Genomic DNA, 16,184 nt, shown 5'->3' on the forward strand with positions numbered 1-16,184 from the left:
TATACAAACCGTAAAAAATTAGGCTTCTATATATTCAGACAGCCAAACTTCAGTAGTAACTAGTTGCCAAAGTTTAGTAAAATATACCCCTTCATCTTTCCTCTTCCACCACTTATCTATTGTCGCATTATTGAACAACTGCCTTTTCTTAAGCGCAGTTAATTTTTCGTTAGCATAATCTTGAATACTATTATCTTTCTGCAACCATTTATTTAATGGCAAACTAAAACCTTTTTTAGGCATAATAAGATTATCATGAGTAACATACTTTTCAGACACCTTGCGCAAAAGTGGTTTATTAATAATAGTACTGTAGCGAATATTTATAGGGAGTGTAGCCACCCATTCTATTAATTCATGGTCAAGAAAAGGATAGCGCATTTCCACACTATGTGCCATAGCACTCAGATCATCACGATAAACATGATGAGCGCCTACATAATTTCTCATATCATAGTAAAACAATGCTTCAGGAATATCTAATAATGAACTCCCTTTATCATCACTCAACATTTCTGCTAAAGAAAGTACAGGCATACTAGTTAACTGAGGTAGCTCATATGTCTTCATTCCTTCTCTATGATGTGTATGAAACTTTAGAACAGTATCTATCTCAAGATGATATTTTACTTTTTTGATCGTATCACTTAATGCAGGTATTAGCTTATTATATTTAGCATAGCGTAAACGCAACTGCCATTTCATATAGCTGAGATAATAGGCATACCCACCAAACACCTCATCTGCACCTAGCCCATTCATCACCACTTTGTAACCTTCTTTATGTAAATAATCAGAAGCAGCAAACCCCGGCTCTAAGTTTGAATATGGCTCTTCAAAATGTTTCAATGTAGCATCCAAGTTATTTAAAACGTCTTCGGGCTTTAAATAATGGACATGATGTTTCACCCCCAACTTTTTAGCCATAGCTATCGCTTGAGGTAACTCATCAGCTCCTTCACCGGTTCCATCAAACCCTAAAGTATAAGCATGAAAATTGCTGTTTTTCTTCACACACATTGCTGTTAAAGTAGTCGAGTCTATACCGCCACTCATCAAAGAAGTAACAGGAACATCTGAACGTAATTGCATAGAAACTATTTGTTCCAAACGCGCCTCCAGTTCTTTAGCTGCAGCTTGCTCTGATATTGTTTGCTTCTCCTTGTCAACAGGAATATCCCAATACCTAACCTTGGTTACCTTATTGGTATTTATATCGACCTCTAAAAAAGAAGCAGGTTCAATAGAACTTATGTTCTTAAAACAAGTATATGGATAAGGTGTTGTTTGCAGTTGATAATTAGCAAATACGCCATCCCAATTAACATCAGGCTTTACCCATGGGGCTTTTAAAACCGCCTTTATTTCTGACGCCCATGTAATCCCCTCGTTAGACCGATGATAAAACAACGGTTTAATTCCAACTCTGTCGCGCACTAAAAACAGTCTACTTTTCTTATTATCAACCAAAACAAAGGCAAACATGCCATTTAGTTTTTCTACTACAGATATTCCCCACTGCTCATACCCTCTCAATATCACTTCTGTATCTGTATCACTTACAAACCGAGCACCTAGTTGTGACAATTCTAATCTTAACTCTCTGTAGTTATATACCTCACCATTAAAGGACAAGGCTATACCATTCTCTTTCGAAACCATTGGTTGATGTCCATGATAAGACAGATCTATGATAGACAACCTTCGAAAGCCTAAACCGACACTACATGTACCTGCACTCTGTATATGTTTATTCTTATGCTTGATCTCCTCAACACTATCCTCACCAAAGTAACTATCTAAAACGCCTTCTGCGTTGATACATACATACCCCTCATCATCCGGCCCTCGGTGACGAATAGTATTATTCATACTTTCTAAGACAGAAGCAGCTACTTCATCTCTAAATCTTATAAAACCTGTAATACCACACATACAAAATCAATAGCTCGAAAATAACATATTATGTTACAAAGCGTAGCTTTCAAGCATTAGATATGAACTATTGGGCTTAAAAAAGTAATATTGCGAACAGAAGAGAAAATTATGGCGAGGTATTTTTTGGAGGTAATGTATGATGGTGGGGCTTTTCATGGGTCACAAATACAAAAAGACCTACCTACTGTACAATTAGCAATTAATCAAGCAATATCTACTTTACTTAGGCAAGAGATAGAAACAATTGGTGCTAGCCGTACAGATGAAGGAGTGCATGCATTATGTAGCTATTTTCATTTCGACATCGACCAAACACCTCCTTCTAATTTTGTTTATCGAGTTAATGCGCTACTCCCTTTCTCTATATCATTAAAAGCACTTTACAGAGCCAACGACCCTGAACTAAATGCTAGGTTTGCAGCCGAGAAAAGAAGGTACAGATATAAAATCCATAATCGTAAAAACCCTTTTCTTCATAACCGCTCCCTGTTTTATCCATTTAGTATTGACATCAATACGCTCCATAAAACTGCAGAAATCATAAAAGAATACACCAACTTTGAAACCTTCTCAAAAAGAAACACGCAAACCTATACCTATAACTGCACGATATTCGATTCTTATTGGGAAGAAAGAGACAATGAGCTACACTACATAGTGGAGGCCAATCGTTTTCTAAGGGGTATGGTGCGTGGACTGGTAGGCACACAACTACAGGTAGCCAGAGGAAGGCATACGATTGACGAGTTCAAAAAGATCATAGAATCAAAAGACTGCGGAAATGCAGACTTTAGTGTAGCTGGTCATGGTTTATACCTAGAGCATATACAATATCCTGAAGACGCTTTGGTAGAAATAAAAGACACTAAAACAAACCTGTAACATAATATAAACAAGCCGCAGCTGTAGAAGTAATGACCAATAGTCGAGCTGGCTCTTTTACAATAGACAAACCTGTAAGTTTAGCTTTTACAACACCAAACAACCCTAATAGAGACAAAGTAATGATAACAGACCATAGCCTACCTTCACTAGTAGTAGCTGTAAAGTAATAAGGTATTATTGAGATCAAACCAGCTAAGCAATAAAAGCATCCAACAGAAACTGCTGTCTGTTTTATTCGCTTAACATCAGGCTTAGCTAAGCCTAACCCATATTCATCTACCAAGACTTCCCACTTCTCTTTATTACTCAAAGCATGTAGTTCCATCTTTTCAATGATCTCCTTAGTGATACCAGAGCTTATCATTATTTCAATCTCGCGTTCATCTAATATACCCAGCTGCTCTTCCAGTTGTTCTTTATTAGACAGATAATTACCCACCCCCATTGCTATTGCTCCCATACCAGCTGCTATAGCACCTATCCATATAACTACCTCGTTATTAACAACAACATTACTAAAGGCTGTAACTATAATAAACGGTATAGAAAGCCCATCGGATATACCAACGATCATATTCGTCCATATATCCGATGTATAAAAGCTTTGACTAGTATTATCCTGCTGCATTAAGCAAAATCTTTCAAGCTACGGTCGATGATGTCAATACATTCATCCAACTGTTCTTTTGTAATTACTAGTGGTGGTGCAAAACGAATTTTATCACCATGAGTAGGTTTTGCTAATAGACCATTTTCTTTCATTCTTACACAGATATCCCAAGCTGCATTTTCGTTCTCGTGTTTAATTACAATAGCATTCAGCAATCCTTTACCTCTTACTACTGATATAAGTGGGCTATTTAAATCTTTCAAACGCTGGCGAAGATATACACCCATTTCTGCCGCATGTTCTGCCATTCTTTCTTCCTTCAATACTTTCAACGCAGCAATAGCTACCTTGCAACCAAGAGGGTTACCGCCATAAGTAGATCCGTGTTCACCCGGATGTATCGTTAGCATCACTTCATCGTCAGCCAATACTGCAGATACAGGGAAAACGCCACCCGATAATGCCTTTCCTAATATCAATATATCCGGATGTACATTTTCGTGATCACAAGCAAGCATTTTACCTGTACGCGCTAAACCAGATTGTATCTCGTCCGCTATGAATAATACATTGTTTTGCTTGCATAAATCATAAGCCTTAGCAAGATATCCTTCATCTGGCACTACAACGCCTGCCTCACCCTGTATTGGCTCTAGCATAAATGCCGCTACATCATCGGCTTTCAGTGCTTTCTCTAATGCTTCTAGATCATTGTAAGGTATAATTTCATAACCAGGGGTATATGGTCCAAACTCACTATTAGATTCAGGATCTGTACTAAAAGAAATGATATTAATAGTACGTCCATGAAAGTTTTCAGAACAAACTATAATTTTTGCCTTATTGTTAGGAATACCCTTCACAGCATATCCCCATCTTCTAGCCAATTTCAATGCCGTCTCTACAGCTTCAGCTCCTGTATTCATTGGTAATACTTTATCAAAGCCAAAGTATTGAGTAATATATTCTGCAAATTCACCAAATACATCACTATGAAAAGCTCTTGAAGTTAATGTAAGCTTATTGGCTTGCTCCATTAATGCATCCATGATCTTAGGGTGACGATGTCCTTGGTTTAACGCTGAATAACCTGAAAGGAAATCGTAATAACGTTTGTCTTCCACGTCCCATACAAATACGCCTTCACCTCTGGTCAACATCACAGGTAATGGGTGGTAATTATGGGCACTATACTTACTCTCCCTTTCTAACAATTGTTGTGTCAATGTTTCTTTCATGTCAATCATGTCTAACTTTTTATTAATTCATCAATATCAACAGGTTCCGGTACGTCAACCCGTTCGTGCAAATTTATCTTATCTAACTCTAATACCGTAGTATTTCCATCATCTGACTTATGGAACATGGGTAAAAACTTGGCCCCATATACCATTTCAGAGACCGTATAGGATGTTCTTTGCTGTACAATATTGGAGAAATGGTCATCAAATCCTTTCATATTGTATAGTATTTCTATATCAGCATCCATTATTTCATCATGCCCCATCCCAAATAATGGACTTTTCTCATCTATGAGATGAACTAGTGTCCAACTCAATGCCATTGAGGCAATTTTTGTTATCTCCAGCTCCAACCTGAAAAAGCGGGTTACTTGTCTCCCGTCAGCCTCTCGCATATGCATAGCCATTGTTGCAATAGCCTCCACATCGGTTATATGATTATTCTTATAGGTAGCTAATCTAACCATCAAAGCTCTTTTACCTTTGTGTGGGGCTACCAAAACATTATCACTAAACATCATAAATGCCTGTGGTCTTGCAAAACGACCATATAATAAACCGGTAACTAATGCAAAAGATAGTATACCAACAAAGGACTCTATGGATGCCACAACATTGGCAGCTAATCCCAAAGGACTTATATGACCATAACCTACGGTAGTTAATGTTTGCGCACTAAAGAAAAAAGCTTGTTCAAAACCGTTCAATAGATCATCTGCATGCCCTGCAATACCTGTAAGGTTATGCACACCAATAACAACATATAGTGTAGCAAAAACTAGATTGATGACAAAATAAACTGCAAAGATACTCAGTAAAAACTTCCACCAAGGCATGCGCAACAATGTGTGGAACATACTGATACGCTCCCAAAAAGGCCTGCCTGTCTTCTGAACATTGATACTGCCATCTTTATTGGTCAAACGCCCCCCTTCAACATTACTATTATTAGTAAAGCCTGTGTTATTAATATTCTTAAGCTTCTTCCTTCTGAACTGATTGGCCATCAAGATTTGAGTTTTGCTTTAATTCTAGAATAAGAGCTAGTACAACTATTACTACTGTCACAACTGTTCCCAAAATTAACACAATTTGTTCGGTAAACGTTTGAACAAACATGTAATGTAAACCAATACTAACACCGCCAAAGACAACTAACTTTATCAACCAGTTTTTTAATGGTATTAACTTATAAAATGGGACTTTAAGTAGCTTTCCTGTTTGATAAAGATAATATGCTCCTTGTATATAGCTACTTAACACAAAGCTTAATGCTACACCGGGCAAACCAAACAATTGATACAAAGGATATAGTAATAATAGTATGGATAATAGATCAATAAAAACGCCGATATTGATCAACCCTCCTCTATGCCTATTTTGTAGAACAGTAGTAAAATTATACGCCCTAAGTGGCAGTACTAATATCGAGACGAAGAATATGGGTATTGCAGACTCATATTTATTGGTAAAAACTACATGAAACAACTCATACCTATAAATTAAGAAGAAGAAAAATAGAGGAAAGACCACTGCAGACAATACCTGACCTGAATGAGCTACCATCCTGATCAGCTTTTCATCAACCTGTTTGCTGTCATCAGCCATTTGCATTAGCATGGCACTACCTACAGCACCTAGCAATAATGGCAAAAAAGGAATTTGAATTGTACCATTAAAGTATATGGCAAAAAGTTCGCTACTCAACAACAAGCCAATGATGAACTTATCAACTAACGTAAGTAGTCTTTGCGAAATCTCAAAAAAACCAATATGCAACCACAATCTTCTTACAGCTTTAATATCATGGCTTTCTTTATCATGCTTTGCAATTTCCTTAAAGCTTACATACACATACGGCAATAAACGTATTACCCCTAATATCAATAAATAAACAAATAACTCCTTCAGCGTAACCTGTCTATTAACATATAACCAGTGCAACCATCCAAAAACAATTGTATGAAATAAGCTAAGCCATACTAACAACTTAAACTTCCTAAACGCCGTTAATAAAGACTCGAATATGATACTAAAGGCATAAACAGAAAGAAAAGTAGCAGCAAAGGCAACGCTCAATCCTACTTCAGCTTTTTGCAATAGCCCAAAAACAACCCCTACAAGTAGCACCCAAGACACAAGCAATAGATACTGAGAAACACGCATAGACTTAAGTAGCGATGCTATGGAGGAGGAAGTATAGGTAACGATAAACGATTGAATACCTAATGAGGCTATAGCACTTAGTAGTAATACATTTACCCAAAAGTTTTGATAAACACCATAAGCACTTTTATCCAATAAGCGCGAAAAGAAAACTACCACTAGAATATTTGCCAACGAAGGAAATACCCTAATAAGAAAGATGAGTATCGAATTACCGATATATCCGTTATTGCTGTTTGCTTTTTGCAAAAGCTTCACACTCGGCTCTATTTAGTTGTTTAATTATTACTGCCGGATTGCCTGCTATTACACAGTATCCATCTTTAAAGCTTTTAGTAACTACAGCACCAGCACCTACCATTGTAAAATCGCCAAGCTGCACACTAGGTAAAATTGTTGCCCCCTTTCCCATCCAACAGAAATTACCGATCTCTATAGGTGGAGCCTTTACATATTCGTCATTATTTACAAAATCATGATTTGAGGATATCAAACCAACGTTAGGACCCAGATTAGTGTAATCGCCAATCTTTATACCATTATTAGCATCTATATATACTCCCGGCGAGTCCCCTGGATAAGTACCTATACCCCGAGTTATCCTTTCAGGACAATGAATTGTAGCAGTATGATGTACAGCCCACTTCACACCCGAATTTTGTCGAAATAGCTTACGAAACAAAAAGTCAGTAACATAAAAGCCTACACTCATCTCCTCACGTAGACGAAAAGCTTTACGAATTACTTTTGAGATAATACTACTCATGCTTTAGTTTCTGTACCTGCCTGCCCCTGTCTAAACATCATGACAATAGCCGCTATCGTCATTAATATAAGTAGAATACTCGATATTAATGCAATAGTATTACCAGTGTAGAAACTATCAGGATGAAACTTAAATTCAATTTTGTGCTGTCCTGCAGGTATCTTGATAGCTCTTAATATGTAGTTTGCTTTAACAATAGGCGTCTCTTGCCCATCTACATATGCCTTCCAACCATATGGGTAATAGATATCAGAAAACACAGCCAGTCCCGTTTGGCTATTATTTGACTCAAAACTCAGGTCATTTAGACCATATTTTGTCAACTTAATAGAAGCTGTACTATCTTTCCCAATTACACCATCACCGAGTTCTTTTTCAAAAGACTTTCTGATAACAGCAGTAGTAGCAGCATTAAATGCATCAGGAACAGTTGAGGTATCACCAAGTCTATGAGCACTTAATGATAAAATTTCTTCATCTGCTGTTTCCACCCACTTAATATTATTGACAAACCATGCATTACCTAAAGCACCAGGATTAGGAGAAGCCGTAGCTTGACCTCCCTGCCCTCCGAATATAATATACTTAGCATTCAGCATATTCAACACCTCGGCATTAAAGCCATTTCCACCTAGGTGAATATCTATCATATCTTGATAAGCTTCTATTTTTGCAGGATGATACCCTCCAATGGTCTTATGATGATATGATTGTATAGCATCGTTATAGGTATTTCTACTTAAATCCAACACCCTGTAGTAAGGGTCAGGATCCTGTTTTATTTGTTGATCAACTGGTCGAGGAATAAAAGCTGCATCATAAGCATCCTCTTCTATATAATTCGACTCATTCAAATAACGTGTATCTGTTTTCACCAGATCAATGGTCACCAATATGGCGAGACCAATAAGCATCTGTTGACCTTTGATCTTCTTTTGCGCAAATGCCCACAGTAGTCCACCTGCTAACAATATGAATAAGGCACTTACTAATGACGAGTTCATAGCCATATCAGCCCTATCTTCATATATAGCACTCATTACTTGTTGTGCTGCCTGTTGGTTATTACCAAATGACTGTGTGTATTGTTGAAGGATCTGTGCATCATTATCAGACCTGAAGTCTAAAAACATACTACCACCTACACCCAGTAGTAAACTCAAACCACCAGTAATAATAACAGACAGCTTTACCTTTTTCCATAATTCCTCTTTACTCACCTTCTCCTGAACTATATCATATAGCCCCCACATACCTAGTAAGGGGAATAACACTTGCGGAATAACCAACCACATAGATGGCGTTCTGAATTTATTTAGACCAGGTAGAATGTCAAAAAGAAGGAAGTTTATCATTTCAAAATTCTTTCCCCAAGACATCATGATACCAAAAGCACTTGCAGCAACAAGCCACCATTTATGAGGACTCTTTATTACAAGCAGTCCTAATACAAACAATAAACAAATTATAGCACCAAAGTATACCGGACCTGAAAGAAAAGGTTGATCGCCCCAATACAATGGCAATGCAGACGACACTCTAGCTGCATCTTGTGCCCCTACTCCCATGCTAGTTAGCTTATCATAAGTTGCCGAATTTTCACCCGCGTCTTCAGACGAAGACCCTCCATATAAACCTGGTACTAGTATGCAAAACGTTTCCATTTTACCGTTACTCCACCTAAAAGCATAATCTTTATCTAATCCACCATTTTTACTCTGCTGCTTACTAGCATCATGGTTTATGGTCAATTCACTATTACCACCACGCATGGTAGTTTTATTGTATTCTAATGTTGTTAAAAAGCTAGGCATATTTGGCCCTAATGCAACCAACGCGATTATTGCAGCTATTGACGACCTGATAAAGAATTTCTTCAATGCACCATTCTTGATTGCTTTTATGAACAAATCGATCAAAGCCGCAAGTATTATAAATATTGTATAATATATTATTTGGTAATGCCCTGTAGATATCATCAATGCCAATGATATACCCAATATAGGCACGCCACGCCACCACTTGACCCTATATAGCAATAGCAATCCTGCTATTACAGCAGGCATATAAGCTATAGCTAGCATTTTTGTTTCGTGTCCTGCGCCAATTATGATCACATTATACGATGAAAAAGCATATGCTATAGACCCTATTATACCTATCAACTTATTAGCACCCAAAGTTGAGATCAGGATGTAAAAACAGAACATTGCTATAAACAAAAAGCTTATAGGCTTGCCTAACACGGTAGTAATGGCAGTTTGAATGCTGTATATGTAGTTATTTGATTCAGGAACATAGTGTGTATATGTAGGCATACCTCCAAACATGGAATTACTCCATAACACATTCTCACCAGTCTTCTCATGATAGTCCATACCTTCCTTCACCATACCTTTCCATGAAACAATATCATGTTGGTTAAGAACCTCACCTTGAAGTTGAGGATAACTATACAATGCTGCCAATACTATAAAACCTAAAATGATCAACAGATGTGGCAGTAGCTTTTTAAAATCGAAAGATTGCATATACTTGGTTTAAGTAAAAACAAAAATAGCGGTTCTATTCACTTATGAAAGTGAAGACAGAAAAAATATAACTGGTAATGGTTTGAGAGGAGCTTTTTAACAAAACATAATATTCCAGTGATATTAACACAAATAGCTATACATCCGCTAATTTATCACAATAAGACATTACTTTTGCTATGCTTTTATTATGGATAGAAAAAAAGACAAACTTCCGACAGACCTGCTACTAAAGGCATACCGCCTTATGATGACTGCCAAAGCTATGGCAGATATATATGATGAGAATAGGCAAATTTGCAAATACGTACACAGTACGTCTCGTGGACATGAAGCTATACAATTAGCCACAGGATTTTTATTAAAACCTGACGATTATGTAAGTCCATACTACCGTGACGAAAGCCTAATGCTCGGAATGGGATTCCGACCATATGAAATGATGCTACAACTACTAGCCAAAGGTGACGACCCTTTTACAGGCGGTAGGGCATATTACAACCACCCTAATAGCAGAAGAGAAGGTTTTCCTAAAATAATAAACCAAAGCAGTGCTACAGGGATGCAAGCAATACCAACAACAGGTGTTGCTCAAGGAATACAATACATTGAAAAGCAAAAACTAAAAGATTACAAGAAACCTCCTGTTGTCATCTGCTCACTGGGAGATGGTAGTGTTACAGAAGGTGAGGTAAGTGAAGCTTTCCAATTTGCCGTATTACACCAATTACCAATTATTTACCTAGTACAAGATAATGACTGGGGCATATCAGTAAGTAGCGATGAGGCAAGAACCATGGATGCTTACGAGTATGCAGCTGGTTTTAAAGGAATGGAGCGCGTGCGTGTAGATGGTAGTGACTTCCTCGACTCCTACCAAACGATGGAGTATACTATCGATTGGGTAAGAAAAGAGCGTAAACCAATATTGGTACATGCTAAAGTGCCTCTATTAGGTCACCATACATCAGGAGTACGTAAAGAATGGTATCGTACCGATGAAGACTTGGAAAAGCATAGTGTTGATGACCCAGGGCCAAAACTTCGTGCTCTATTATTACAACGTCAGGGCATGACCGCTTCTATGCTTGACCATATTGAGCAGGAAGAAAGAGCATATGCACAAAAGGAATTTGATCTAGCAGTTGCAGCTGCAGACCCTGACCCAAGTACAGTTTCAGACCATGTATATGCTCCAACGCCGATAACAGAGGAGCAAGGCATTCGTAAACCAGCTGGTGGCGAAAAAGTAGTCATGGTTGATGCCGCACTACACGCCATCGAAGAGCTAATGCGCGAATACCCTGAATGTCTTTTCTATGGGCAAGATGTAGGTAAACGTCTTGGAGGTGTTTTTAGAGAAGCAGCAACATTGGCGAATAAGTTTGGAGATGACAGGGTCTTTAACACAGCCATTCAAGAAGCTTATATAATAGGTAGCACTGTAGGCATGAGTGCATTAGGACTCAAACCAATAGTTGAAGTTCAATTTGCAGACTACATCTACCCTGCTATCAATCAGCTGGTTACAGAGATCAGTAAAAGTAGCTATTTAACATGTGGAAAGTTTCCTGTTAGCTGTATACTAAGGGTACCTATTGGTGCATATGGTGGTGGTGGTCCTTATCATAGTGGTAGTGTAGAAAGCACATTAGCTACTATAAAAGGAATTAAAATAGCTTACCCAAGTAATGCGGCAGACTTAAAAGGTCTGATCAAAGCAGCCTTTCATGACCCTAACCCTGTAATGATGCTAGAGCATAAAGGTCTATACTGGAGCAAGGTGCCTGGTACTGAAGAGGCTAAATGTATTGAACCCGACAAGGACTACATACTACCTTTTGGAAAAGGGAATATTGTACAAGCAGCGTCGCAAGAAGCTATTGACAATGGAGAGAGTTTATGTATTGTTACTTATGGAATGGGAGTGCACTGGGCATATAATGCAGCAAAACAATTCCCTGACAAAGTAGAGGTGATTGACCTTCGTACCATCTACCCTCTTGATGAAGAATTAGTATTCAATAGTGTAAAGAGACATGGTAAGTGTATCGTATTAACAGAAGAACAGCTGCGTAACTCTTTCTGCGAAGCACTGGCTGGCAGAATTGCTCAAAACTGTTTCCAATTTTTAGATGCTCCGGTACAAACAATAGGTGCACTTGATCTACCTGCTGTGCCTATGAACATGAAACTCGAAGAGGCGATGTTACCTAACGCTGATAAGGTTGCTGAAAAAATAGCAACGCTGTTATCCTACTAGAAAGGCAACAATAAACATACATAAAGTAAAAGCCTTGCAATACTGCAAGGCTTTTACTTTATAAGAAACTAGACTAACTCATTAAGCATCTTTCTTATGAAGATGTACATCCATTTGTGGGAATGGAATACCAATACCTTCTTTATCAAATGCCTTTTTTATGTGTTCGTGCATATAGGCATACACCGTCCAATAATCAGCAGTTTTACACCATGGGCGAACTGAGAAATTAACCGAACTATCCGCTAATTCTGTAACAATAATATCAACAGGTTGGTCATGATCTATTTCAGGGCATCCATCTGCCACCTGCTTAATAACAGAACGAGCTTTATCAATATCATCGCCATAACCTATACCGAAAGTCATAGGCACTTTACGCTTATCATTAGCAGTAAGGTTTTCAATAGGACCTGACATTATTGCACCATTTGGAACTATGATCACACGGTTATCCAACGTAGTTAAAATAGTATTGAATATTTGAATTTCTCTTACTGTACCAGAATACCCTTGAGTAACAATAAAGTGTCCTACTCTAAATGGCTTAAAAAACAGGATCAAAATACCTGCTGCCATATGGCTTAGGTTACCCTGCAAAGCCATACCTACAGCAAATGCAACAGCGCTAAAAATGGCCACAAAAGAAGTCACTTCAAGCCCGAACATAGACGCTGCACTAAATAGAACTAATACCTTTATCAGTATCAATACTAATGAATGTAGAAATGGGACTAATGACTCATCAACATCTTTACTTTCTAAAACCTTTCTTAATCTACTTGCCAACACTCTAGCTAACCAGAAACCAATAAATAATGTAATGACAGCACCTAGTACTTTGGGCGCATAACTAATAGCTAATTGTGTTACTTGATCTAAATAATTCATTTAACGATTTTATGTATTTGTTTCGCACAAAGGTAATAAATACACAAGGGCTTAAAAGTTATCATAACGATAAACATGTAGCAATAGCATCCTATCTGTTGCAATAATTATATACATCGTACCTTTCAGTAGTGAAAAATCTAATTAGGCAAATAAACGATTGTAACATATGTGCATCATATCTAGAGCATGGCATACGTCCAATTATTCAAGTTAGTGAACAAGCAAAAATTCTTATTGTAGGACAAGCTCCCGGAAGAAAAGTACATGAAACAGGAATTCCTTGGGATGACCCTAGCGGGAACCAATTAAGAAAATGGCTAGGCGTAGACAAAACTATTTTTTATAATGAATCTAAAATAGCACTAGTACCAATGGGGTTTTGCTACCCCGGGAAAGGGAAAACAGGAGACCTACCACCTAGAAAAGAATGTGCACCCCAATGGCATAAAATGCTTTTAGACAGCATGAATAAAATTGAATTAACATTACTTGTTGGCCAGTATGCACAACAATACTACCTGCAAGAAAATATAAAAAGTAACCTAACCCAAACAGTACAAGCGTACAAAGAGTACTTACCTAATATGCTTCCTCTACCTCACCCATCTCCACGCAATCGTTTTTGGTTAACCAAGAACCCTTGGTTTGAAAAAGAAGTAATACCCTATTTGCAAAATGTAGTTAACAAACATATCTAATAACTATGATTTAGAATTATCTACAATAAACCTAAACACATACATTACCAACCATATCAGGCATACAACAATAAGAAGAAGAAAAGGCACGAGAGTAAAGACATTAGGCAGGCGACCTTGAGCAGTATAATAATCTACACCAAACCCTAAAGAAGTGAGTACAAGCAATAATACTGCCGCCTTTTTTATCATTCGCAACCCTCTTGTCATATAATAAAAATACAAAATTGAGCATAAAACACCATAGAAAAATACTGACAAAAAAAGGTCAGTGACCATATTGCTCACTGACCTCTGAATAAATTTTAGTAGTATTTATTATGCTACTTATTAATTAGCTCATCCAATGTTGTTTGTGCTAATGGATGGTAGTTATTTCTACTTTTCTCGTAAATAGCTTTAGCCATATCCTCTTTCCCCGTTTCCATCATTTCTCTGTATAGAGGTGTTAAGAATTTACGACGACCTACATTGATCAAAAAGTTTTCCATCGCAGTATAAGCAGGCTCATAACTTGCTGATACTGCCATAATATACCATAGGTCTGCTATCTCACTATTCTTACTTTCTGTAAACGAATATGCTTTGTCAAGAGTAGCCATCTGATCTATTGTCAATGGCTTAGGCATTTTTCTTAAAAAGTGCAACCAATCGTGCGTGGTCCAATCATTAGTTACTAAATCGGTAGCATTAGTACCAGACAAAAACTTTTCTCTTTCAGCATCTACTTTGTCAAAACGCTCCTTATCTGCTCTTGGAGCATTATTAGGTATACCGGGGCCATATACCCAAGCATCAATATTTATTTTAGCTGCTAGTTCTTCATCTCCTTTTATCAAATGTTCATTCAGATAGGCGATAAACTTTTCAGTAGTAATTGTTTTAAACGCATGTTCATTAAAATAGCTGGTCAGGAATGCATCCATACGCTCACGGCCAACATTATTTTCTATCAATCGTAAAAACAAAGCACCTTTCTCATAAGCAATATCTGTCAACCCGTCGTCAGGATCACGCCCTGTCAAGTCCAATTTCAAATATGTGTCTTTATCAGCAGCACCTATCTCTTCAACAGTCGCTTCCAAGTCTTGGTAGCCTAGTTCCCAAAGCATATCTGCATACCCCTTGCTTGTCATTTGCTCTGTAAGTCTTCTTTCAAAATAAACGGTAAACCCTTCATTCAACCAAAAGTCATTCCAGGTAGCATTGGTTACCAAATTGCCACTCCAACTATGAGCCAACTCATGCGCAATTAAGTTGACCAATGATCTATCACCTGAAATAATTGTAGGTGTAAGGAAAGTAAGCTTAGGGTTTTCCATACCACCAAGCGGGAAACCTGAAGGCAACACTAACATATCATACCTACCCCATCTATATGATCCATACAAGTCTTCTGCAGTATATACCATTTGCCCAACTTCTATAAACTCATCATGCGCTTTATCTAACATCACAGGTTCTGCATAGATTCCGGTACGCTCATCAATTGCCTTAAAACGTAGATCACCGACTGCTAAAGCCATTAAATAAGCAGGTATGGGTGTGTCATTCTTGAAATGGTAAACACCATCTTCGCTTATTTCTTGAGGATTTTCAGCACTCATTAGAGCCATTAACCCTTTAGGCACTCGTACTGTAGCCTCATATGTATAACGTATACCAGGACCATCTGGAGCAGGTATCCAAGAACGTGCGTATATACTTTCAGACTGTGTATATAAGAATGGGTGTGCCTTACTAGCTGTTTGTTGAGGCGTCATCCACTGCAATGCTCTCGCTCCTTTACCTGTAGTATAGCTCACTGCAACTTTTTGAGCCTGTTCTGTAATAGGTATTATTAATACGCTACCCAAATGTTCTACTTTATCTCCTTTCTTAAACTCGACAGCATTTCCGTCAACAGTAACACTTTTTATTGTGAGGTCGTAAGTATCTAATTTAAGCTCTTTTTCATTCCCTTTATTTTCAATGGTCCAAGTAGCAGTACCATCAATAATTCTTTCATCAAAGTTTACTGTAACGTCTAAATTCAAATGACTTATAGACACTTTGTCTGCATTAGACTGTGTATGCAGATCTTTTGCAACAAAGTTTTTTTCTTGAGCAGCATCAGGCTCGTTGCAAGATTGTAACAATGCCCCAACAAGGACAATAGACAATAGTTTTTTAAACATTATATATTTTTTCTT

Annotated in this window: 13 protein-coding genes; 3 read left to right on the forward strand and 10 right to left on the reverse strand. The window is 37.7% G+C overall.

Annotation, left to right across the window (positions count from 1 at the left end; all coding sequences use genetic code 11):
* Positions 1 to 18: 18 nt before the first annotated feature.
* Positions 19 to 1,935, reverse strand: a complete 1,917-nt coding sequence (gene asnB, locus R2800_05475; GenBank protein ID MEZ5016484.1) for an asparagine synthase (glutamine-hydrolyzing) — start codon at positions 1,933 to 1,935, stop codon at positions 19 to 21.
* 111 nt (positions 1,936 to 2,046) lie between these two features.
* Between asnB and R2800_05480 the strand changes: the two genes are divergently transcribed.
* Positions 2,047 to 2,820: a tRNA pseudouridine synthase A gene (locus tag R2800_05480; GenBank protein ID MEZ5016485.1), complete on the forward strand. Its 774-nt coding sequence runs from the start codon at positions 2,047 to 2,049 to the stop codon at positions 2,818 to 2,820.
* Here the strand turns inward: R2800_05480 and R2800_05485 are convergent.
* From R2800_05485 to R2800_05510, 6 genes are read right to left on the reverse strand one after another with little or no spacing between them, the layout of a single operon-like run.
* Positions 2,804 to 3,451 (reverse strand): VIT1/CCC1 transporter family protein, encoded by a 648-nt coding sequence (locus R2800_05485; protein ID MEZ5016486.1) that lies wholly within the window; start codon positions 3,449 to 3,451, stop codon positions 2,804 to 2,806. The genes R2800_05480 and R2800_05485 overlap by 17 nt on opposite strands.
* On the reverse strand, positions 3,451 to 4,680 hold the full coding sequence (gene rocD / locus R2800_05490) for an ornithine--oxo-acid transaminase (GenBank protein ID MEZ5016487.1): 1,230 nt from the start codon (positions 4,678 to 4,680) through the stop codon (positions 3,451 to 3,453). The genes R2800_05485 and rocD overlap by 1 nt, the downstream gene beginning before the upstream one ends.
* A 2-nt stretch (positions 4,681 to 4,682) precedes the next feature.
* On the reverse strand, positions 4,683 to 5,681 hold the full coding sequence (locus R2800_05495) for an ion channel (GenBank protein ID MEZ5016488.1): 999 nt from the start codon (positions 5,679 to 5,681) through the stop codon (positions 4,683 to 4,685).
* The gene (locus tag R2800_05500; protein MEZ5016489.1) at positions 5,650 to 7,098 is read right to left on the reverse strand and encodes an oligosaccharide flippase family protein; all 1,449 of its coding nucleotides are present in this window, start codon (positions 7,096 to 7,098) and stop codon (positions 5,650 to 5,652) included. The genes R2800_05495 and R2800_05500 overlap by 32 nt, the downstream gene beginning before the upstream one ends.
* The gene (locus R2800_05505) at positions 7,067 to 7,606 is read right to left on the reverse strand and encodes an acyltransferase (GenBank protein ID MEZ5016490.1); all 540 of its coding nucleotides are present in this window, start codon (positions 7,604 to 7,606) and stop codon (positions 7,067 to 7,069) included. Before R2800_05505 ends, R2800_05500 begins: the two co-directional genes overlap by 32 nt.
* Positions 7,603 to 10,137, reverse strand: a complete 2,535-nt coding sequence (locus R2800_05510; GenBank protein ID MEZ5016491.1) for a YfhO family protein — start codon at positions 10,135 to 10,137, stop codon at positions 7,603 to 7,605. The genes R2800_05505 and R2800_05510 overlap by 4 nt, the downstream gene beginning before the upstream one ends.
* Positions 10,138 to 10,327: 190 nt before the next feature.
* Between R2800_05510 and R2800_05515 the strand changes: the two genes are divergently transcribed.
* Entirely contained in the window at positions 10,328 to 12,400 is a 2,073-nt protein-coding gene (locus tag R2800_05515) for a thiamine pyrophosphate-dependent enzyme (protein ID MEZ5016492.1), read from the forward strand.
* Positions 12,401 to 12,481: 81 nt separating this feature from the next.
* Here the strand turns inward: R2800_05515 and R2800_05520 are convergent, their stop codons facing one another.
* Complete coding sequence (locus tag R2800_05520) at positions 12,482 to 13,291, reverse strand: mechanosensitive ion channel (GenBank protein ID MEZ5016493.1); 810 nt, start codon at positions 13,289 to 13,291, stop codon at positions 12,482 to 12,484.
* Between the two features lie 131 nt (positions 13,292 to 13,422).
* On the opposite strand from R2800_05520, the gene R2800_05525 reads away from it, so the two are divergent.
* Positions 13,423 to 13,992, forward strand: a complete 570-nt coding sequence (locus R2800_05525; GenBank protein MEZ5016494.1) for a uracil-DNA glycosylase family protein — start codon at positions 13,423 to 13,425, stop codon at positions 13,990 to 13,992.
* Between the two features lie 3 nt (positions 13,993 to 13,995).
* Here the strand turns inward: R2800_05525 and R2800_05530 are convergent, their stop codons facing one another.
* Complete coding sequence (locus tag R2800_05530) at positions 13,996 to 14,184, reverse strand: hypothetical protein (GenBank protein ID MEZ5016495.1); 189 nt, start codon at positions 14,182 to 14,184, stop codon at positions 13,996 to 13,998.
* A 131-nt stretch (positions 14,185 to 14,315) separates the two neighbouring features.
* Positions 14,316 to 16,169 (reverse strand): M1 family metallopeptidase, encoded by a 1,854-nt coding sequence (locus R2800_05535; GenBank protein ID MEZ5016496.1) that lies wholly within the window; start codon positions 16,167 to 16,169, stop codon positions 14,316 to 14,318.
* Positions 16,170 to 16,184: the final 15 nt, after the last annotated feature.

Source organism: Flavipsychrobacter sp., assembly GCA_041392855.1.
Lineage (GTDB): Bacteria > Bacteroidota > Bacteroidia > Chitinophagales > Chitinophagaceae > UBA5543.